The organism is Nonomuraea sp. NPDC059023, from assembly GCF_042740095.1.
In the GTDB taxonomy this organism is placed as follows: Bacteria; Actinomycetota; Actinomycetes; order Streptosporangiales; family Streptosporangiaceae; genus Nonomuraea.
This window is the reverse complement of the sequence record NZ_JBHYIO010000016.1, coordinates 105,518-125,904: the sequence shown is the minus strand read 5'-3', so window position 1 is coordinate 125,904 and position 20,387 is coordinate 105,518. Positions and strand designations below refer to the sequence as shown.

Genomic DNA, 20,387 nt, shown 5'->3' with positions numbered 1-20,387 from the left:
CCCTGCATGGGGACGGAGATCATCGTCGCGTTGATCAGCCTGGCCGGCGGTCTGCTGACCGCCGGCCTCGGCTTTTACCAATGGCGCAAGAGCCACCAGGCCGCGACCACCCCGGGCCCGCCCCCGCCGGGCAAACTCTCCCGCTCCGAGGAGAAGGCGCTCGGCCGCCGCCGCAGCGGCCTGCTCGACCGGCTGACCGACGACATGCGCCACATCAACCTCCTCAACCACCCCAAACCCCTCAACATCGAGAGCCTGTACGTGCAGCTGCGCGTCCACGACCAGCAGCCGCTGCGCTTCATGCACCACGAGGAACTCCAGGAACTACGCGGCCGCGCCCCGGGCGACCTCGTCAGACTCACCAGAGCCCGCAAGAAGGACCAGCAGGCCGAGATCCTCACCCCGGAAGAGGCCTTCACCCGTTTCCGCCGCATGGTCGTCCTGGGCGACCCCGGCGCGGGCAAGACCACGATGCTGCGCTACCTGGGTTTCAAGGCCGCCACCGACGAGATCCTGCCCGTCTTCGTCGAACTGCGCCGCCTGGTACGCGCCGAAGGCGGCCTCCTGGACTACGTCAGCACCCGCTGGGCCGAGCGCTACGGCGAACTCCAGGCCGCCGACCTCATCGACCACGCCCTCACCACCGGCAGCGCGGTCCTGCTGATCGACGGCCTCGACGAGGTCCTGGGCGGCGAGAGCGCCGACGAGGCCGACGCCACCTACCAGCGCGTCATCCAGGAGATCGACCGCCTGGCCGCCCGCTACCCCGGCGCCCGCATCGCCGTCACCTGCCGCCGCGCGGGCTGGCGCGGCCAGTTGCCCGCCTTCAGGACGCTGGAGGTGCTCGACTTCGACGACTCCCAGATCGAGGAGTTCGTCGGCAACTGGTTCCAGGACGACCACGACAAGCGCGACAAGCTCACCGCCGCGTTACGCCGCAGCAGCCGCATCCAGACCCTGAGCGCCAACCCCCTGCTGCTCTCCCTCATCGCCATCGTCTTCGAGTCCGACCTCGAACTGCCCGAACGCCGCTCCAAGCTCTACGCCCGCACCATCGAGGTCCTGCTGACGGAGTGGGACAGCAAGCGCGACATCAAGCGCTTCCCCCGCTTCACCGCCGACCGCAAACGCGACCTCCTGGAAGAGATCGCCTGGCACTACCAGCGCGCCGGCCTGGCCTACTTCGCCAAGGACGAGCTGCTCGGCGTGATCGCCGGCTTCCTGCCCACCGTCGACCTCGACCCCGCCGACGCCCCCGCCATCCTCGGCGAGATCTGCGAGCACTACGGGATGCTCAAGGAGCAGGCGCAGGAGGTGTACGGCTTCCTGCACCTGACCATCCAGGAGTACTTCGCCGCCGAGGTCGCCGCCAGGATCGGCGCCCCGGCCATCGCGGAGATCGCCAAGGTCCGCCACGACCCGTGGTGGGAGGAGGTCATCCTGCTGCTCGCCGGCCGGCTCCACGACGCGACACCGCTGCTGCTGGCCGTGCTCGGCCACGACCAGGACACCGCCGCCATCGAGGGGCCGGTGGCCCGCGACGACGACATGTTCCACAACGACCTGCTGCTGGCCGGACGCTGCCTGGTCAGCACGCCGCGGATCAAGGCCGCGTGGCTGCGGGGCCGGATCGTCGAGGAGATAGGCGAGCTCGTGCTGGCCGCGCCGGACGAGTCGGCGACCGAGCTGTTCAAGGAGATCGGGGCGACGAGGATCTCCCAGATCGAACCCCGCCTGAAGGACCTCGACCCCAGCCACCGCAAGGCCGTCGCCAAAACCCTGGGCCTGGCCGACCTCAGCACGCCCCCCCGACTTCCTCAAGGACTGGACAGAGGTCCCGCACGAACCGGCGCTCATCGTGGAGTGGCTGGAACGCCTGACCCCGCACGCCACCCATCCCGACAGCGAGAAGCCGCTGGAGCTTCTCGTCGACAAGGCACGTGAGCTGGAGGTCCACGCCGCCGTCCCGGTGTTGTGGAAGCTCCACGACCTGGGCAGGGAGGACTCCCGGGCCGACCACGCGCTCAACGACTGCCGCCACGCGCTGCTCGAACTGGGCGAGATCACCGAGGACGAACTGTGGGAGGCACTCGCACTGAGCGGACGCGACCCCGATCTCGTCAACCTGCTCGTGCAGGTCAGCGACCAAGACCGCTGGCTGAACGCGCTCCTCGACCCGCGCACGGAGACCGGAAACCACTCGCAGTTCGCTGCCAACCTGCGAGTCGCCGCCAACCTGCGAGGAAGTCTGGCCAAGGCGCTCGTCGCGCCCGTGATCGGCCATCTGCGCGACGAGAAAATCGCCTGGCCAATCCGCTGGCTGCTGACCGAACTGCTCGCCGCCGCCGACTCCGAACTCCTCAACGTGCTCGCCGACAAGGGAGTTCACCCCATGGTCAGAGCCGGAGCCGCGGCCACGCTCGCCGACAACGGCCACCGCGAAGGGGTCCCGCTGCTGCTCGCGATGGTGCCCCACGGAGTCGCCCAATCGCCCACATCCGCCTATCCGGGCCACCGGCTCGCCATTCTCCGTCGCCGGACCCTGCTACGTAGACGGGTGTACACCTGCCTGGCCAAAACCGGCGACCCGGCCGCGATCCAGGCGCTGTTCTCCCGCTTCGACCAGCTCGCCGCGCAGACACCACCCACACCCAACGACCCCAGTCTCCCCGAGGAGTGCGACGACCTGGTCGACGCCCTCATCGAAATCGCCCCGGAACAGATCAGCCGGCGCCTGGCCGCCCTGATCGAAAGCCTGCCCCGCATCACCGGCGAGCTGTACTACCGCAGCGTGGTGGACAACCTCGCGATCGCTCTGCCCGCCTCGCTCACCGCCGAGATGCTCCGCCGCGTCCGGGCGGTGAACCTCCCCCGCTGGGCCATCGACGACACGCGAGGGTTGACCACCCGGATCGGCGAGGTGGGCGAGGACGTGGAGACCGTGCACGAGCTCCTGAAGGTCATCGAAGAGCCCGGCCTCGCCTGGGACCCCGACGCCGCGACGGAGGCGCTGGCCGAGGTGAGCAGACGCGCCCAGGTGCGCGTCTATCCCGACGGGCGCGTGGAATGAAGAAAGGGGGCACGGCACCGCCGTACCCCCTTGAAAACCTCTACGAGCAGGACGTGCGCACCACATCGGCCAGGCGGCCCGCGACCTGCGAGGCCTGGTCCTCCGATGAGGCCTCGACCATGACCCGGATCATCGGCTCCGTGCCGCTCGGCCGGATGAGCACCCGGCCGGTCTCGCCCAGTTCCGCCTCCGCCGCGGCCACGGCGGCGACCAGTTCCGGCACCGACGCCTTGCCCTTGTCGACGTCCTTGACGTTGATGAGGATCTGCGGCAGCGCCGTCATCGCCGAGGACAGTTCGCGCAACGTCTTGCCGGTCCGCGCGACCACCGACAGCAGGTGGAGCGAGGTCAGCAGGCCGTCGCCGGTGGTGGCGTGGTCGAGCATGATGACGTGGCCCGACTGCTCACCGCCGAGGTTGTAGCCGTTGGCCTTCATGCGCTCGAGAACGTAGCGGTCGCCCACCGCGGTCTCGATCACGTTGATCCCGGCCTCACGCATGGCCAGCTTGAAGCCGAGGTTCGACATCACGGTCGCGACCACGGTGTCGTGGGCCAGCGTGCCCTCGTCGTGCATCGCCCTGGCCAGCACCGCCATGATGCGGTCGCCGTCGACGATCGCGCCGGTGTGGTCGACCGCGAGGCAGCGGTCGGCGTCGCCGTCGTAGGCGACCCCGAGGTCGGCGCCGCGCGAGATGACCACCTGCTGGAGCTTGTCCAGGTGGGTCGAGCCGTAGCCGTTGTTGATGTTGAGCCCGTCGGGCCTGGCGCCGATCGCCTCCACCCGGGCGCCCGCGCGTACGAGCGCTTCCGGCGCCACCATGTGCGCCGCGCCGTGCGCGCAGTCGACCACCACGTTCAGCCCGTCAAGGCTGCCCTGGACGGTGGTCAGCAGGTGGGAGATGTAGCGGTCGGCCTCGCCGTAGGCGTCTCTGACCCGGCCGACGGCCGAGCCGACGGGCCTGTTCCACGCCTCACCGAGCCGCCGCTGGATCTCGTCCTCGACCGCGTCGGACAGCTTGAAGCCGCCCTTGGCCAGGAACTTGATGCCGTTGTCCGGCGCCGGGTTGTGCGAAGCCGACAGCATGACGCCGATGTCGGCGCCGAGCGCGGCCGTGAGGTGGGCGACGGCCGGGGTGGGCAGCACGCCGAGGCGCAGCACATCCACTCCGGACGACGCGAGGCCGGCGACCACCGCGGCCTCCAGGAATTCACCTGAAGCCCGGGGGTCCCGGCCTACGACCGCGACAGGCCTCTTGTGGCCGGTCGCGGCGAACGCGCCTGCATCGCCGAGGACGTGAGCCGCCGCGACCGAAAGGTCCATGGCGAGCTCGGCCGTGAGGTCGCGACCCGCGACCCCACGTACCCCGTCGGTGCCGAAAAGGCGCCCCACTTAGCGCTTGCTGTACTGCGGAGCCTTGCGGGCCTTCTTGAGGCCGTACTTCTTCCGCTCCGTGGCGCGGGCGTCACGGGTGAGGAAGCCGGCCTTCTTCAGCGGCGGACGGTTGTTCTCGACGTCCAGGACCGCCAGCGCGCGGGACAGGCCCATGCGCAGGGCACCGGCCTGGCCGGTCACGCCGCCACCGTCGATGCGGGCGATGACGTCGAAGGCCTCCTCGGCACCGAGCACCACGAAGGGCTCGTTGACGATCTGCTGGTGGACCTTGTTGGGGAAGTAGGCATCCAGCGAACGACCGTTGATCGTCCACTTGCCGGTGCCGGGGACGATGCGCACGCGGGCGATCGCCTCCTTGCGGCGGCCGGTGCCGTACGAGTTGCCCGTGGTGACGGGCTTACGCACGGGGGCGTCGGCGCTGGCGGCGGATTCGGTGGTGTACTCGGACGGGAACTCCTCGGTGGAGAAGTCCTCCTGCTCGGCCTCGACGACGGCCGTCTCGACACCGGTGGGCTCAGCCACGGTTCTCCTCTAAATCTTTCGAACTACTACTGGGCGATCTGGGTGATCTCGAACGGCACGGGCTGCTGGGCCTGGTGCGGGTGCTCGGAACCCGCGTAGACCTTGAGCTTCTTCGCCATCTTCCGGCCGAGGGAGTTCTTGGGGAGCATGCCCTTGACGGCCTTCTCGACCGCCCTGTCGGGGCGCTTCTCCATGAGCTCGCCGTAGGTCACGGAACGCAGACCGCCCGGGTAGCCCGAGTGGCGGTAAGCCTTCTTCTGCTCAAGCTTGTTACCGCTCAGCGCGATCTTCTCCGCGTTGATGACGATGACGAAGTCACCGGTGTCGACGTGGTTGGCGAAGATCGGCTTGTGCTTGCCGCGGAGCAGGGTCGCGACGTGGCTGGCCAGCCGGCCCAGCACGACATCGGTCGCGTCGATGACGTACCACTGACGTTCGACGTCAGCGGGCTTCGGTGAGTACGTGCGCACGGTCGTTAGCCTTATCTTGCTCGGCGTCTTCTTACCGCTGCCGGAATCGGTCAGCGCCTTTGTCGGTCGGTGCGGGCGCACGACAGCCCGGACCTTCCGTCTCCCTGCCTCAGCAGGCTTCATGGGAGATGACGCCGGACGCGCCGCGCATCGGTCGCTCTGGACCTATGCACACAACGATTGACTAGGCTACCTCACTTCAAGAGCTACCGGTAACCAGCGCCGAGTCTACCCGACACAGAACGGTTCTATTTCGTTTCCCGGCAATCCCTTCTTTACCACCACCGCTCATCCCTATCGTTGGCTCCGGCATGTGGCAGAGCATTCACACCCGGCTGACCCAGCGGACTTTCCGGCGCCGGAACCACCTGGGGGTGCTGGCGTGCCTCTCTGCCGCGGTCTTCGCCGGTGTGCTGATCGGCCGCCTGACCGACGCCGAGCCGCCGGCCGAGCAGCTCTACCTCAACGAAAGCGTGCCGCCCGCGGCGGCGACAGCCGTACCGACGCCAAAGAAGCAGCCGTTCGCGGCCCCGATCCCGCGCGAGACCACCCCGTCGCAGCCGCACGGCCGCGCGACCGCCAAGCCGCTGCCCTCGCCGTCGAGCGAGATCTCCGGCTTCTTCCCGCAGGACCACCCCACGCAGATCCTCGGCGATCCGGTGGTACGGCTGGAGCCCGAGTTCGCCCGTCGCGTGGTCGTCCTCACCAACAGCGCCAGGGTCAAGAAGGGCTGCCGGCCGCTGCGGGTCGACACGCGCCTGACCCGATCGGCCCGCGCCCACTCGATGGAGATGGCCACCGAGGGCAAGCTCGACCACGTCTCGCCCGACGGTTCCTCACCTTGGGAGCGGATGGAGCGCGCGGGCTACCGCCAGGGCGCCGCCGAGAACATCGGCAGCGGCTACACCACCCCCGGCGAGGCGGTCAGCGGGTGGCTGACCAACCGTTCCCACCGCGGCAACATCCTCAACTGCGACATCGTGGCCATCGGCGTCGGAGTCGCCAACGGGCCGACCGGCCTGTGGTGGACCCAGGACTTCGGCTACCGCTGACGCGGTAATCTCCCGGCATGGGTTTCCCCAAAAAGCGATCGACCGGCGGCGAAGACGAGGCCTCGGCCACGACCGAGACCACACGGCAGAGCACCATGTGGAGCCCCTATGACGAGGGACCGCGCTCCCGGGGGCCGCTGTGGTTCGCCCTGGGCGGGCTGGCCGTGCTCGGACTGCTCGCCGGCGGCCTCGTCATCATGTGGAACACCGAGACTCCCGGCCAGGCCGAGACGGCGCGCCGTACCTCCGCGCCGCTGCCGTCGGCGCCGCCCGGCGAGTTCGGCTTCGCCGGCGAGCGCAAGACCGACCCGGAACCGCTGTCGGTCAAGGAGCTCTTCCCCCAGAAGAAGTTCACGGTGGACGGGCGCTCCTACGAGATGACCATCACCAAGCACGACAAGAAGTGCGGTGACGCCGCCAACGGCGACAAGCTCGCGAAGGCCCTGAAGTCCGGCAAGTGCAACCAGGTGGTCCGCGCCAGCTTCCGCGACAAGGCCGGCAAGGTCATCGGCACCGTCGGCGTCGCGAACCTCAACACCACCGGCTCGGCCAAGAAGGTCGCCGCCGCGGGCGGCAAGGACAAGCGTTCGGTGTACGTGAAGGCGCTGCCCGGCAAGGACGCGGTCACCAAGTACATCGGATCGGGCTCCGGCGCCGCCGAGATCTGGGTCCACGGCCACTACGCGATCATGGTCTGGTTCCAGAACAAGGACGGCTCGGAACCGACCAAGAAGACCTCCAAGGTCCTCGCCCAGGCAGCCGACGACATCGCGAAGACGACCGCCTTCAAGGCCCTGGACGCCCGCTCGCTCAGCGGATACCCCGGAAACTGAACCACCCCAAAAACCCCCATAAGCGGACAAACAAGGCGGTCGATCCGGCCGGGAACGCCCATACCGGCATGACGATCTCGACCTTCTCGCTAGGCTCCCCCTTATGCGTGGCCAGGAACCCGGGTCCGAGCACGAGCGCGCCGAGACCGACAGCTCGGTCGCTCCGGCGACGACACCGCCGCCGAGCTTCGGCCAGCTCCTCTCACCCGCCGACGACCCAACAACCCCGCCCATCCTGTACGGCGACGCCGTACAGGATGGTGGCGAGGGCGACCAGCAGGAGACGGCGGAGCGCCTGCCGTGGCCAAGTGCCGGCGGCGCCCCCATCCCCGTCTACCCGGGCCCGCCCCCCAACCTCCCGCTCCCCGAGCCACCCCTCCCGACCCAGCCCCCTCTGCCGGGCCAGCCCCCTCTGCCCGGCGACCCACCCCTGCTGGGCCAACCACCTCTGCCGGACCAGCCACCCCTGCCGGGGCAACCACCCCCGCCGGGCCAGCCACTCTTGCCGGGCCAGTCCTCCCTGCCCCAGCCCCCGTCCTGGCCCGAGGCCCCCCGCGCCACCACCCCGGACCCCCGCCACGACCCCACCAGGCCGATGCCCGGACACCCGCTCGACAGCGGCCCTCAGCCGCCGCCGACGGACGCGCTCGGGTACCCACCACCGCCCGGTCCCGTCCCGGACTTCGGCGCCGCCGACACCAACCCGGCCAACCCCTTGCCAGGGGCCGACGTTCAGCCGTGGAACGTTGCGGCCCCGGCCCCCGAGCCCGTGCCCACCGCCGAGCTGTCTGACCTGCCCGAGCTGCCCGCCTTCCCGGGCGCGAAGCCGTGGGAGGTCCCCGGCGAGGAAGCCGAGTACGACTGGTTCGCCGACCCCGAGCCCGACGACCCCCAGCTCACCCGGACCTCCTGGCCCAAGCCGGAACTCCCGTCCGACACCCCGCCTCCCGGCGAGCCCACGTGGGAACCCCCGCCCGGCTTCACCGCCGCGGCGGCAGGCATGCAGGTGTGGCCGTCCCCGGTGACCGACCCGGCGGTACCCCCGTGGCCCGCGGCGACCGGCGAACCCATCCCCGGCGCCGACTACGACGCCCTGGAACCCCCGGCGCCGTGGCCGGGTACGCCCGCCGTACCCGCAAACCCCCAGGACGTCCAGCACCCCGCCACGGCCCCTCAAAGCAACCCACCCCAGCCCCCTGGCAGCCCGCTCCATCCACCCGGACACCAAAGCACCGCCCCACACCAGCAGCCCGGACACCAGGGCGCCGGACCGGGCCAGCCGTCCGACCCCGGCCTCACCCTTCCGGTGGCTCGCCAGGCCGAGCCCGGTGACATCCCGGTGTGGCCGATGAAGCAGTCCGACGACACCGGCCCGCACCAGCTGCCCGAGCTCCCGTTCCCACCGGAGGTCTGGGGCCCGAAGCCCGCGCTGCCCGCGCCGAGGCAGCCCATGGCGCTGCCCCCGGCCGACTCGGACACCCCACCCCACGGCATCCCCGCCTTCCCCGGCCCCCGCCCTCCGGCGACGGACAGCCCCCACCCGGACGCCGCACGCCCACCGGCACCGGTACCAGCCCCGCCGACCAACTTCCAGCCCCCGGCCCGCCAGGCCTTCGGCAACCAGCCCTTCGCAGGCCAGCAGGCGCACACCCAGCCGGGCAGCCTGTTCACCCCGGGCGGCCCCACCGCGCCCCCACAACCAGGGCCCCCGCAGCCACCGGCCAAGGGCAAGAAGGTCCTCCTGGCCGCGCTGGGCGTGCTGGTCCTGGCAGGCGTGGCGACCGGCGCGTTCTTCGCCTACCGGTCGATCAACAGCTCCAAGCCCGCCGACGCGGCAGCCTCACAACCCCCGGCCACCTCGCAGCCCCCCACCTCCGCCACCACCGACCCCCCGGACGACACCGCGGGCGCCTCGGTCCTGAACTCCGAGCAGACCGACCCCAAGAAGCTCGCCCTCACCGAGGCCTTCCCCGCCAAGAAGATCAAGATCGGCGGCAGGTCGTTCACCAGGGTCAAGACCAGCATGGCCGAGAACTGCGAGAAGGTCGCCGCGGGCCCGTTCGCCGACGCGCTGCGCAAGCAGGACTGCAGCCGCGTCCTGCGCGCCACCTACGTCGACAGCAAGCGCCGCTACGCCGTCACCACCGGCCTCGCGGTCCTGCCCACGAAGGAGGCGGCCGTCGAAGCCGACCAGGCCAAGAACCTGAGCCGCAACCTCTGGTTCCGCGCCCTGCCCGGCTCGGCGGGCAGCGGCGGCGACCGCATCCACATCGCCGGCGGCTACGCGGCCGGCCTGGTCTGGGGCCGCTACATCGTCTTCAGCTACGCCACCTACGCCGACGGCCACACCCCGACCGAAAAGGAAACCGGCCTGGGCAAGATCAGCGGCGGCTTCCGCGACCAAACCGCCAAGGTCCTGGAACGCCGAATCGCCGCCAGCTGACCCGCATAGGACGTCGCCGCCAACGGAAACCCATGCCATCGCATGGTCCGGCCATAACGCTGGGGGTGTGGGTGCGACTCCAGGCAAGACACCTGCCGAAGCCGCGGGCCCGCGTGCGGGCGTGGCTCCCGGCATGGCTCCCGGCATGGCCCGGACCGGCAGGCGCGCGTGCGGGTGTGGCTCCGCGCATGACGCCACCCCGAGCCGCGGGTGCGGGCACGACCGGCTGGCCCCGGGGCCCGTCGCGCGGCGGCCCGAGACGGGGCGCCGCGTGGCATGGGTGGGCGCGAGCCGTACCGCCAGATGGGGTGAACTAGAGGGTCCGGATGCGGCGGGTGGTGGCTGCTCTTGTGGCGAGGTCTGCGGGCTCCGGGTAGGTGACCTCCTCCAGGCACAGCCCGTGGGCGGGCGCCACATGCACCCCCGAATCCCGTACGGCTGCCGCCAGCACCTCCCCCGGCCACTCCACCGGCCGGCGCCCGTCCCCTGCCGCCATCAACGACCCGACCAGCGCCCGGACCATGGAATGGCAGAACGCGTCCGCGACCACGGTGGCGACCAGCAGCCCCCGTCCGTCCCGCACCCACTCGAGCCGCTGCAGTTCCCGAATCGTCGTGGCGCCTTCGCGCTTCTTGCAGAACGCCGCGAAGTCGTGCTCACCCAGCAACCGCGCGGCCGCGGCGTTCATGGCTTCGACGTCCAGCGGTCTGGCGTGCCAGACCACCTCCCGCCGCACCAACGGGTCCACTCCCCCCGGAGCGTCGCAAACCCGGTACGCATACCGCCGGGACATAGCCGAAAATCGCGCGTCAAAGCCCTCAGGAGCCACCGAGACGCGAAATATCCGTACATCTGCCGCCAGGATCCCTGCCAACCTCCGCACAAGCGCAGCAAGCCTCTCAGCCCGTCCCGCAGGCGTGCCGCCCCGGGGATCCAGCTGCCCCAGCGACTCCTCGTCCAGGTCGACGTGCGCCACCTGCCCCCGGGCATGCACCCCGGCATCCGTCCGCCCGGCGACCGTCAGCGAGGCCGGCTCCGGCAGCCGCAGGATCCGCGTCAGCGCTTCCTCGATCTCGCCCTGCACCGTACGCCGCCCCGGCTGACGCGCCCATCCGGAGAAGTCGGTGCCGTCGTAGCCGAGGTCGAGGCGGAGCCGTACCACGATGTCATCTCCTAAATGTCATCTCCTGAATGTCATCTCCTGAATGCGCAACGGGCCCGCACCCCCGCAAGAGGGGTCCGGGCCCGTTGACGGCCTGAAAGATCAGGCCTCGTCCTTCTTCGCCTCGGTCTCCTTGGCGGGAGCCTCGTCGTCGGCGGCCTCGGGGGCCTCGGCCTCAGTGGTCTCGGCCTCGGCGGTCTCCTCAGCGACGTCCTCGACGACCTCGGCGGCGGCCGCGGGAGCGGCGGCAGCCTCGGCGGCCGGGGTGGTACGCGAGACGGTGACCGGGTTCAGCTGCTCGGTGACCAGCTCGATGACCGCCATGGGCGCGTTGTCGCCCTTACGGTTACCGATCTTGGTGATCCGGGTGTAGCCACCGGGACGCTCCGCGAAGGTCACGGCGATCTCGGTGAACAGGTGGTGGACGACGCCCTTGTCCTTGACGACGGTCAGCACCTGGCGACGGTTGTGAATGTCGCCCTTCTTGGCCTTGGTGATCAGGCGCTCCGCCAGCGGGCGGACGCGCTTGGCCTTGGTCACGGTGGTGGTGAGCCGGCCGTAGCGGAACAGATCGGTGGCGAGGTTCGCCAGGATCAGCCGCTCGTGAGCCGGGCTGCCGCCAAGACGTGCACCCTTGGTGGGCTTGGGCATTACGTTCTCCTTGAGAATGAACCCGCCACGGCCGTACGAGGTACCGGAGTCGGGCCGCCAGACGCCCCCGCAGGGGCGCCCGCGATCAACCAGTGCGAACCCCGGTCACCCCGAGAGGGGCGCCGGGGACGTGCTCAGTACTGCTCGGTCTCGACGTACGCGGAGTCGTCGTCGTCGTAACCGCCGCCGGCCACCGCGCTCGGGTCGAACCCGGGCGGGGAGTCCTTGAGAGCAAGCGTCATCTCGTGGAGCTTCTGCTTGACCTCTTCGATGGACTTGGCGCCGAAATTCCTTATATCGAGCAAGTCCTGCTCGCTGCGGGCGACTAGCTCGCCCACAGTGTGGATGCCCTCGCGCTTGAGGCAGTTGTAGGAACGAACCGTGAGGTTCAGCTCCTCGATCGGCAGCGCGAGGTCGGCGGCCAGGGCCGCGTCGGTCGGCGACGGGCCGATGTCGATGCCCTCGGCCTCGACGTTCAGCTCGCGGGCCAGGCCGAACAGCTCGACCAGCGTCTTGCCGGCCGACGCCACGGCGTCGCGCGGCTTCATGGCGGCCTTGGTCTCGACGTCCAGGATCAGACGGTCGAAGTCGGTACGCTGCTCGACTCGGGTCGCCTCGACCTTGTAGGTGACCTTGAGGACCGGCGAGTAGATCGAGTCGATCGGAATGCGGCCGATCTCCTGGCCGGGCTGCTTGTTCTGCGCGGCGGAGACGTAGCCGCGACCGCGCTCGACGGTCAGCTCCATCTCCAGCTTCGCCTTGCCGTTGAGGGTGGCGATGCGCAGTTCGGGGTTGTGCACCTCGACACCGGCCGGAGGCGCGATGTCGGCGGCGGTGACCTCACCCGGGCCCTGCTTGCGCAGGTACATGACGACCGGCTCGTCGTGCTCGGAGGAGACGACCAGTTCCTTGAGGTTCAGGATGATGTCGGTGACATCCTCCTTGACCCCCGGCACGGTCGAGAACTCGTGGAGCACGCCCTCGATGCGGATGCTGGTGACGGCCGCGCCCGGAATGGACGACAGCAGCGTACGCCGCACCGCGTTGCCGATGGTGTAGCCGAAACCCGGCTCCAGCGGCTCGATGACGAATCGGGACCGGGTCTCGTCGAGCGACTCTTCGAGAAGAGTCGGACGCTGAGCGATCAGCATGTGGGATCTCCCCTTGTAGTGCGGCGACCGCTATATGACGCCGCTCTCCATAACAGCTTAAGTGGAGTACGGCAGGCCGTACTCCACTTAGAGGCGAGTGACTACTTGGAGTAGTACTCGACGATCAGCTGCTCCTGGACCTGGGTGTCAATCTGACCGCGGACGGGCAGCTGGTGAACCAGGACGCGGAGCTTCTCCGGCACGACGCCGAGCCACGGCGGAACGGTGCGCTCGCCGGCGGTGGCGCGGGCCACCTCGTACGGCATCAGGTTGCGCTTGTTCTCGCGGACCTCGACGATGTCGTGCTCGCGAACGCGGTACGACGGGATGTCGACCTTCTTGCCGTTCACCAGGATGTGGCCGTGGCGCACCTGCTGGCGGGCGGCGTCACGCGACTGGGCGAACCCGGCGCGGAAGACGACGTTGTCGAGACGGCTCTCCAGAATCTGGAGAAGCACCTCACCGGACTTGCCGGTCTTGGCGCTGGCTTCCTCGTAGTAGTTGCGGAACTGCTTCTCGAGGACGCCGTAGATGCGGCGGGTCTTCTGCTTCTCACGAAGCTGGAGCTGGTACTCAGACTCCTTGGGACGACCGCGACCGTGCTCACCCGGCGGGTAAGGACGGATCTCGATGGGGCACTTGGCGGATTCGCACTTGCTGCCCTTGAGGAAGAGCTTGGTCTTCTCCCGACGGCAGAGCTTGCAGTCCGCGCCCGTGTAACGAGCCATTTCTCAATATCTCCTGGGTGTCAGACGCGGCGGCGCTTCGGCGGACGGCAGCCGTTGTGCGGAACCGGGGTCACGTCCTGGATGGAGCCGACCTCGAGCCCGGTCGCCTGCAGCGAACGGATCGCGGTCTCACGGCCGGAGCCGGGGCCCTTCACGAAGACGTCGACCTTGCGCATACCGTGCTCCATGGCGCGGCGGGCGGCGTTCTCGGCGGCCATCTGGGCGGCGAACGGGGTGGACTTACGGGAGCCCTTGAAACCCACGTGGCCGGCGCTGGCCCAGGAGATCACGTTCCCGTTGGGGTCGGTGATCGAGACGATCGTGTTGTTGAACGTGCTCTTGATGTGGGCGTGCCCGTGAGCGACGTTCTTCTTTTCCTTGCGGCGCACCTTCTTCGGTGCGCCCTGACGGCTCTTAGGAGGCATTGTTAGCCATTACTCCTGAGGTCTTCGGTCCGCGGCTGCGCGAACTACTTCTTACCGGGCTTCTTCTTACCGGCGACGGTCTTCTTCTTGCCCTTACGGGTGCGCGCGTTGGTCTGCGTGCGCTGGCCGTGGACGGGAAGACCCTTGCGGTGACGGATGCCCTGGTAGCAACCGATCTCGATCTTGCGACGGATGTCGGCCTGGACCTCGCGGCGCAGGTCACCCTCGATCTTGTAGTTCGACTCGATGTAGTCACGCATCGGGACGAGCTCAGCGTCGGAGAGCTGGTGCACGCGAAGGTCGCCGCTGACGCCGGTGGCCTTGAGGATCTCAAGGGCCCGGGTGCGGCCGATTCCGAAAATGTAGGTGAGAGCGATCTCCAGCCGCTTTTCGCGGGGGAGATCGACGCCAACCAGGCGAGCCATGGTCGGGCATTCTCCTTCTCTGTGGCGGAGGTCTTGCGCTCCACTGCCCCTCCCCATGCCCGGGGTGAGGGCCTCGGCCTCCGACCGAGGGTGTCCCACTGATGTGGGTGTGGCACGCGATTACTTCAGGCTGCTCATGCGTCGAGCCCGCCACCCCTTGACGGGTGTCGGACTCGGAGAAGCCTTACCGCGACTAGCCCTGACGCTGCTTGTGGCGCAGGTTGTCGCAGATCACCATGACGCGACCGTGCCGGCGAATCACCTTGCACTTGTCGCAGATCTTCTTGACGCTCGGCTTAACCTTCATTGTCCTTCGTATCCTCAGACGTGTTTCCTCGCGGGCCGAAACCCGCGCCTAACGCCGGAACATCCCCGCGGAGCGGCGGGTTCCGTCGTTACTTGTATCGGTAGACGATCCGCCCACGACTGAGGTCGTAGGGGCTCAGTTCAACGACTACCCGGTCGTCAGGCAGGATTCGGATGTAGTGCATCCGCATCCGGCCGCTGATGTGGGCCAGGACCTTATGGCCGTTGTCGAGCTGCACCCGGAACATGGCGTTCGGGAGCGACTCAACCACAGTGCCCTCGATCTCGATGGCGCCGTCTTTCTTGGCCAAAATCCCTCGCGTTTCACTGATCGGTCGTCTGAGGTTTCGGTTCACTGCAGCCGCGACATCACGCTTCGAAGAGAGCGGCGACCGGCAAGGATCGCCGACGCGTGACAGTCAAAGTGAGCCGACTAAGGAGTGTACGACACCTGAGCTAAAAACGCGAAACGCGTGCCAGGTGTCCTGACACAACCATGCGCCAGTTTAGCGCAAGTCCGCGCTCGCGTACGCCGCTCGGAAGCGCGCGTGCACGATCACGTTGTCGCTATAGGTACGCCGCACCCGGTCGAAGCTGCCTCCACAGGTCACCAGGCGCAACCAGCGCGTGTCCGTCGGCCCGTAGACCTCCTCGGCGGGGAAGCGGTCCTTGGGCGCGCGCGACAACCGTTCCACGACGAACACCGCCACATTCGCGTCGGCGCGCACCACGCCCACCACGTCTCCCGCCCGCAGCTCTCCCAGCCGGGCGAAGACCGCCGGTCCCCGACTGGTGTCGAGATGCCCCGCGATCACCGCCGAGCCACGCTCCCCCGGCGTCACGCCGCCGCCGTACCATCCGGCCACATTCCCGTGGTCCAGAGGTGGCACCGCCAGCGCCCCGTCGCCACCCACCCCGAGCACCACGAGCGGCGCGCTCACCTGAAGGCGCGGGATCAGCACCCGCGTGGGCTCGGCCCTGCTCAGCTCTCCCGCGAGCGGCCGCGGCCACCCCTTCCCCGGTACGGCAGGCGGCCCACCGGCCACCTCCCAGGGCACGGCGGGCGGCGCCGTACAGGAGGAAAGGCCCAGAAGGAGCCCCACAGCGACGATCACGTGCCCGCCCGGCGCCGACGACCGCCGACACGCGGCGCCAGGCGGGCACGAGTCTCTAGGGCGCGGCGTCACGCGAGCCGCGCCACCGCCTCCAGGCGGCCAGCGCACCGCCCCCGGACACCAGAAGGAGCACACCCAGCGCCCCCGCCAGCCAAGGCGCCCGCGCAGCCTCGGAACCCGCGACCTCGGAGTCGGCGAGCCCAGAGTCGGCGAGCCCGGAGTCGGCGAGCCCGGAGTCGGCGAGCCCGGAACCACCGCCAAGGGCCAGCCCGCCCCCTCCGGTCTCCGGCCCGCGCCGGGGATGGCCGCGCACGGTGAGGTAGGTCCTGACCAGCCGATCGGAGCACCGGGCGGTCACCTCGTGCACCGAGCTGACCGCGTTGTCCTGCACCTCCACGCTCCCCGCCCACCCGCCGGGACTCCCACCCCGCCCCAGCCGCACATGCTGTCCGACGAACGCCATCGAAGAGGCGACAACCTGATCCACAGCCGTGCACGAATGGACATAGACGGTCACCCGCTCACCAGGCCCGGCACTGGCCGGCGAAACACTCACCCCTGGCTCCGCAGACGAAGCCCCCGTAGTGGAGAACGCGGTCACCAGCACCCCGAGCAGGACACGTCTCAATCTGTCCCCCTAAAGCGCCGGTTCGCTGGTCAAAGATCATCTACCCCTCGTGATCGCCGCCAACTGGCACCAGCGGTAAAGAGTGCGTCTTTCACTCCGGATATAGGGCAAAGCCCGCCCGTGACCAGGTCACGGACGGGCTCTGTGCGGGAATCGCCTAGTAGATGCGGTGCTTCGAACCGCAGTAGTGGTTCGGCTTCTTGCCCCAGCAGGTGTAGGTGTACATCTTCTTGATGCCCTTGGACTTCCAGCTGCTGCCGCCCGAGCCGTTCCAGTGGCGGTAGAACTTGTGCCAGCTGCCGCCCTTGTAGTACTCGAACCAGACGTAGCCGTACTTCTTGTCGCCGCCGAACTTCTCCTTGCCGGACCAGATCGTGTGCACGTATCCGCCGGACTTGTAGGTGCGGCCCTTCGCGTAGGCCTTGCCACCGTTGCTGGAGAAGTACGGCCCCCAGAAGCCGGCCGAGCTCGACGTGTCGGCGCTCGCCTGGGCGGCGGGGGCGAGGGCGAGGCCGCTGGCGACGGATCCGGCGATCGCTGCTGCTACGAGGAACTTACGCATCTGTCTTCCTCCGGGAGTTGGGCCGGCTGTTGCCGACACCGCTCACGTTAGGAAGCAGAACCCGCCCGATCTGCGCAGGAATGCACACATACCACTTTTACGTACGGCGCGGCCCGCTACCGAAGACCGTGCTCAGCAGAAGGATCACACCCCACGGCCCCATCACCCACAGCGGCCACGGATAGATGAAGTCGCCCGAGGTCACGCTGACGATCAGCCAGATCACCCAGTTGATGCCGCTGGCCGCCGCCCATGCGCCCCACGCGCCGCGCATCCCGGGATGCATGCCCTGCTTCGGCGCCGGCGCTCCCGCTCCGACCGCCTTCGCGGGCCGTGCCCGCAGGTCCACGTCGGGCAGGTCTGCGGTGAGCCTGGCCAGCTCGCCATAGGTCTTGCTCTGGTACAGCTGCTCAAGCCGATCGTTGAACTCGTCCATGGTGATGCGGCCCTGTGCCGTGTGTTCACGCAGGACTGCGGCCACCCGGTCGCGATCGACGTCGGACGCCCTCATCTCGGGGCTTTGCGCCATCACCCTCAACTCCCGGCCGCTAGTTCAGCTGTGCTAGACGCTCTTTGCCCCCATCGAGGGCGGTTAGCACCCAAGGACCATTATGTGTCACCGCGACGCTGTGCTCGAAGTGCGCGGAGGGCTTGCCGTCCATCGTCACGACGGTCCACTCGTCGGCCAGCACCCGCGTACGCGCTCCGCCCAGGTTCACCATGGGCTCGATCGCCAGGCACATGCCCTCTTCCAGAACCGGCCCGCGGCCCGGCTTGCCGTGGTTGGCGATCCACGGGTCCATGTGCATCTCGGTGCCGATGCCGTGCCCGCCGTACTCCTGGGGGATGCCGTAGCGGCCCTGGGACTTGACGTACTTCTCCACCTGGAAGCCGATGTTGGACAGGTTCGCGCCCACCTTGAGTGCCGCGATTCCCCGCCACATCGACTCCTCCGTCACCCGCATGAGCTCGATCAGCTCGGGCGCCACCTCACCCACCGCGACGGTCACCGCCGAGTCGCCGTGCCAGCCGTCCAGGATCGCGCCGCAGTCGATCGAGATGATGTCGCCCTCGCGCAACTGGCGGGCATTGGTCGGGATCCCGTGGACGACCTCGTCGTTGACCGAGGCGCAGATCGTCGCGGGAAAGCCCTGATAGCCCTTGAACGACGGAACGGCGCCCTCCTCGCGGATCGCCTTCTCCGCGATCACATCGAGGTCCAGCGGCGTCATGCCGGGCCGCACCGAGCGCTTCAGCAGATCGAGCGTACGCCCGACGACCAGACCGGCCGCCCGCATCTTCTCGAGCTGCTCAGGCGACTTGATCTGAATTCCATGCCGGTTCTTCTTGAACACGTGTGGCACCCCCCAGGGTGTTTCAACGGGCGGACGCGGGAGGTCAATTCCCCCACAATAGCCGCGAGGTGGCACGGAATCCCGCGCCACCTCGCATACTTAGCTCGCTATCCCATGAAAGGGCGAATCGCCTCCATGGCCCGCTGCGTGACCTCTTCCACCGGCCCGGTGGCGTCGACGCCCACGAGAAGGTCGTCCTTCGCATAGAAGGAGACCAACGGCGCCGTCTGCTCCTGGTAGACCTCCAGGCGATGCCTGACGGTCTCCTCCTTGTCGTCGTCGCGCTGGAAGAGCTTGCCTCCGCACGCGTCGCAGACGTCGTCCTTCTTGTCGTCGAACTCGACGTGCCAGATGCGCCCGCACTGACTGCAGGTACGCCGGCCGGCCAGCCGGCGTACCACCTCCTCGTCGTCGACCACGAGCTCCAGCACGAGGTCGAGACCCTGCTCCCAGTCCTTCAGCATGTCGCGCAGCACCTCGGCCTGCGACACGTTGCGGGGGAAGCCGTCGAGCAGGAAACCGTCCTGCGCGTCGTCCTCACGGAGCCGGTCACGGACCATGGCGATCGTGACCTCGTCGGGCACGAGGTCACCGCGGTCCATGTACGTCTTGGCGAGCGTGCCGAGCTCCGTGCCGCCCGAGACATTGGCACGGAAAATGTCACCTGTCGAGATCTTCGGGATGGACAGGTTTGATGCGATGTACTGGGCCTGTGTCCCCTTACCCGCTCCGGGGGGCCCGACCAGAACCAGCCTCACTAGCGCAGGAAACCTTCGTAGTTACGCTGCTGGAGCTGGCTTTCGATCTGCTTCACCGTGTCCAGGCCGACACCAACCATGATGAGAATGCTCGTCCCTCCGAACGGGAAGTTCTGGCTCGCCCCGGCGATGGCCAGAGCGACGATCGGGACCATGGCGATCAGACCCAGATACAGCGCGCCGGGCGCGGTCAGCCGGGTGAGCACGAAGTTCAGGTATTCGGCCGTAGGCCGTCCCGGGCGGATACCCGGAATGAACCCACCGTACTTCTTCATGTTGTCGGCGATCTCAGTGGGGTTGAAGGTGATCGACACGTAGAAGTAGGTGAAGAACACGATCAGCAGGAAGAACGTGATCATGTAGATCGGGGTGTCGCCCGTCACGAAGTTCTGCGAGATCCACTGCACGACCGCGTTCGGGCTCTCCGCGTTGGCGAACAGCGAGGTGAGCAACTGCGGCAGATAAAGCAGGGACGACGCGAAGATGACCGGGATGATGCCCGCCTGGTTCACCTTCAGCGGGATGTAGGTGGAAGTGCCGCCATACATCCGGCGCCCGACCATCCGCTTGGCGTACTGCACGGGGATGCGGCGCTGAGCCTGCTCGACGAAGACGACCGCGGCGATCATGAAGATACCGACCACCAGAACGGCGGCGAAGGTGAACCTGTTCGCCTGGAAGATGTTGGCCAGCTCGGACGGGAAGACCGCGACGACCTGCGTGAAGATGAGGATCGACATACCATTGCCGACACCGCGGTCGGTGATGAGCTCACCGAGCCACATGATCACCGAGGTGCCCGCCGTCATGATGATGACCATCGTGACGATCCCGAAGATGTTGTCCGGGTCGAGCAGGATCTCCTGCTGGCACTGCGGGAACAGCTGACCGGTACGGGCCAGCGCGATGAAGGCGGTCGACTGGAGAATGCCGAGGCCGATGGTCAGATAACGCGTGTACTGCGTGATCTTCGTCTGCCCGGCCTGCCCCTCCTTCTTCAGGGCTTCTAGTCGGGGGATCACGACGACGAGCAGCTGCAGAATGATGCTCGCGGTGATGTACGGCATGATGCCCAGCGCGAAAACCGACAACTTCAGAAGGGCGCCGCCGCTGAACAGCTGCACCATTCCATAGATGTTGCCGGCGGAACTGTCTCGTGCTTGTTCGAGACAGGTCGCGAGATTCTGGACGTGAACGCCCGGAGTCGGAAGAACCGAGCCGAGTCGGAACAGCGCGATGATGCCCAGAGTGAAGAGCAACTTCTTGCGCAGGTCCGGCGTCCGGAACGCCCGGGTAAACGCGGTCAGCACGGTCCCTCCTGCGCGCCATGGTGGCGGT

Annotated in this window: 23 protein-coding genes; 5 read left to right on the top strand and 18 right to left on the bottom strand. The window is 68.3% G+C overall.

The window, feature by feature from the left end; all coding sequences use genetic code 11:
- Positions 1-6 precede the first annotated feature (6 nt).
- Positions 7-1,944 carry an NACHT domain-containing protein gene (locus tag ACFWYW_RS26750; RefSeq protein ID WP_379641088.1) on the top strand — a complete coding sequence of 646 codons (1,938 nt, stop codon included), beginning with the start codon at positions 7-9 and terminating at the stop codon, positions 1,942-1,944.
- Complete coding sequence (locus ACFWYW_RS26745; protein ID WP_379614489.1) at positions 1,859-3,070, top strand: hypothetical protein; 1,212 nt, start codon at positions 1,859-1,861, stop codon at positions 3,068-3,070. Before ACFWYW_RS26750 ends, ACFWYW_RS26745 begins: the two co-directional genes overlap by 86 nt.
- 40 nt (positions 3,071-3,110) lie before the next feature.
- On the opposite strand, the gene glmM is transcribed toward ACFWYW_RS26745, so the two are convergent.
- The 3 genes from glmM to rplM are packed head-to-tail and all read right to left on the bottom strand — an operon-like array spanning position 3,111 to position 5,455.
- A complete protein-coding gene (gene glmM, locus ACFWYW_RS26740) occupies positions 3,111-4,460 on the bottom strand; it encodes a phosphoglucosamine mutase (protein ID WP_379614491.1) in 1,350 nt (449 codons plus the stop codon).
- Positions 4,461-4,985, bottom strand: coding sequence for a 30S ribosomal protein S9 (gene rpsI / locus ACFWYW_RS26735; RefSeq protein ID WP_379614493.1), 525 nt, complete (start codon positions 4,983-4,985; stop codon positions 4,461-4,463).
- Between the two features lie 26 nt (positions 4,986-5,011).
- Positions 5,012-5,455 (bottom strand): 50S ribosomal protein L13, encoded by a 444-nt coding sequence (gene rplM / locus ACFWYW_RS26730; protein ID WP_184958047.1) that lies wholly within the window; start codon positions 5,453-5,455, stop codon positions 5,012-5,014.
- A gap of 311 nt (positions 5,456-5,766) precedes the next feature.
- Between rplM and ACFWYW_RS26725 the strand changes: the two genes are divergently transcribed.
- The 3 genes from ACFWYW_RS26725 (at position 5,767) to ACFWYW_RS26715 (ending at position 9,783) form a co-directional block, all read left to right on the top strand.
- Entirely contained in the window at positions 5,767-6,507 is a 741-nt protein-coding gene (locus ACFWYW_RS26725; RefSeq protein WP_379614496.1) for a CAP domain-containing protein, read from the top strand.
- A 17-nt stretch (positions 6,508-6,524) separates the two neighbouring features.
- On the top strand, positions 6,525-7,340 hold the full coding sequence (locus ACFWYW_RS26720; protein ID WP_379614498.1) for a hypothetical protein: 816 nt from the start codon (positions 6,525-6,527) through the stop codon (positions 7,338-7,340).
- Positions 7,341-7,443: 103 nt separating this feature from the next.
- On the top strand, positions 7,444-9,783 hold the full coding sequence (locus tag ACFWYW_RS26715) for a hypothetical protein (protein ID WP_379614500.1): 2,340 nt from the start codon (positions 7,444-7,446) through the stop codon (positions 9,781-9,783).
- A 313-nt stretch (positions 9,784-10,096) separates the two neighbouring features.
- Here the strand turns inward: ACFWYW_RS26715 and truA are convergent, their stop codons facing one another.
- The 15 genes from truA to secY all read right to left on the bottom strand — a co-directional run bounded on the left by truA (position 10,097) and on the right by secY (position 20,359).
- On the bottom strand, positions 10,097-10,945 hold the full coding sequence (truA, locus tag ACFWYW_RS26710; protein ID WP_379614502.1) for a tRNA pseudouridine(38-40) synthase TruA: 849 nt from the start codon (positions 10,943-10,945) through the stop codon (positions 10,097-10,099).
- A 102-nt stretch (positions 10,946-11,047) separates the two neighbouring features.
- Entirely contained in the window at positions 11,048-11,596 is a 549-nt protein-coding gene (gene rplQ / locus ACFWYW_RS26705; protein WP_379614504.1) for a 50S ribosomal protein L17, read from the bottom strand.
- Between the two features lie 134 nt (positions 11,597-11,730).
- On the bottom strand, positions 11,731-12,747 hold the full coding sequence (locus ACFWYW_RS26700; protein ID WP_184958053.1) for a DNA-directed RNA polymerase subunit alpha: 1,017 nt from the start codon (positions 12,745-12,747) through the stop codon (positions 11,731-11,733).
- A gap of 101 nt (positions 12,748-12,848) precedes the next feature.
- Complete coding sequence (gene rpsD / locus ACFWYW_RS26695) at positions 12,849-13,475, bottom strand: 30S ribosomal protein S4 (RefSeq protein WP_379614507.1); 627 nt, start codon at positions 13,473-13,475, stop codon at positions 12,849-12,851.
- A gap of 20 nt (positions 13,476-13,495) precedes the next feature.
- Positions 13,496-13,900: a 30S ribosomal protein S11 gene (gene rpsK, locus ACFWYW_RS26690; protein WP_020542285.1), complete on the bottom strand. Its 405-nt coding sequence runs from the start codon at positions 13,898-13,900 to the stop codon at positions 13,496-13,498.
- A 44-nt stretch (positions 13,901-13,944) separates the two neighbouring features.
- Entirely contained in the window at positions 13,945-14,325 is a 381-nt protein-coding gene (rpsM, locus tag ACFWYW_RS26685) for a 30S ribosomal protein S13 (RefSeq protein ID WP_379614509.1), read from the bottom strand.
- A gap of 193 nt (positions 14,326-14,518) precedes the next feature.
- Positions 14,519-14,632 (bottom strand): 50S ribosomal protein L36, encoded by a 114-nt coding sequence (gene rpmJ / locus ACFWYW_RS26680; RefSeq protein WP_003956441.1) that lies wholly within the window; start codon positions 14,630-14,632, stop codon positions 14,519-14,521.
- An 88-nt stretch (positions 14,633-14,720) separates the two neighbouring features.
- Positions 14,721-14,942 carry a translation initiation factor IF-1 gene (gene infA / locus ACFWYW_RS26675; protein WP_012887858.1) on the bottom strand — a complete coding sequence of 74 codons (222 nt, stop codon included), beginning with the start codon at positions 14,940-14,942 and terminating at the stop codon, positions 14,721-14,723.
- 195 nt (positions 14,943-15,137) lie between these two features.
- A complete protein-coding gene (locus ACFWYW_RS26670; RefSeq protein ID WP_379614511.1) occupies positions 15,138-15,746 on the bottom strand; it encodes a class F sortase in 609 nt (202 codons plus the stop codon).
- A gap of 55 nt (positions 15,747-15,801) precedes the next feature.
- Complete coding sequence (locus ACFWYW_RS26665; RefSeq protein ID WP_379614513.1) at positions 15,802-16,137, bottom strand: hypothetical protein; 336 nt, start codon at positions 16,135-16,137, stop codon at positions 15,802-15,804.
- Positions 16,138-16,531: 394 nt separating this feature from the next.
- On the bottom strand, positions 16,532-16,936 hold the full coding sequence (locus tag ACFWYW_RS26660) for a hypothetical protein (protein WP_379614515.1): 405 nt from the start codon (positions 16,934-16,936) through the stop codon (positions 16,532-16,534).
- Between the two features lie 97 nt (positions 16,937-17,033).
- Complete coding sequence (locus tag ACFWYW_RS26655; RefSeq protein WP_379614517.1) at positions 17,034-17,447, bottom strand: DUF1707 domain-containing protein; 414 nt, start codon at positions 17,445-17,447, stop codon at positions 17,034-17,036.
- Between the two features lie 37 nt (positions 17,448-17,484).
- On the bottom strand, positions 17,485-18,291 hold the full coding sequence (gene map, locus ACFWYW_RS26650) for a type I methionyl aminopeptidase (RefSeq protein WP_379614519.1): 807 nt from the start codon (positions 18,289-18,291) through the stop codon (positions 17,485-17,487).
- Positions 18,292-18,398: 107 nt separating this feature from the next.
- The gene (locus ACFWYW_RS26645) at positions 18,399-19,049 is read right to left on the bottom strand and encodes an adenylate kinase (RefSeq protein ID WP_379614521.1); all 651 of its coding nucleotides are present in this window, start codon (positions 19,047-19,049) and stop codon (positions 18,399-18,401) included.
- Positions 19,049-20,359, bottom strand: coding sequence for a preprotein translocase subunit SecY (secY, locus tag ACFWYW_RS26640; protein ID WP_379614523.1), 1,311 nt, complete (start codon positions 20,357-20,359; stop codon positions 19,049-19,051). The genes ACFWYW_RS26645 and secY overlap by 1 nt, the downstream gene beginning before the upstream one ends.
- Positions 20,360-20,387: the final 28 nt, after the last annotated feature.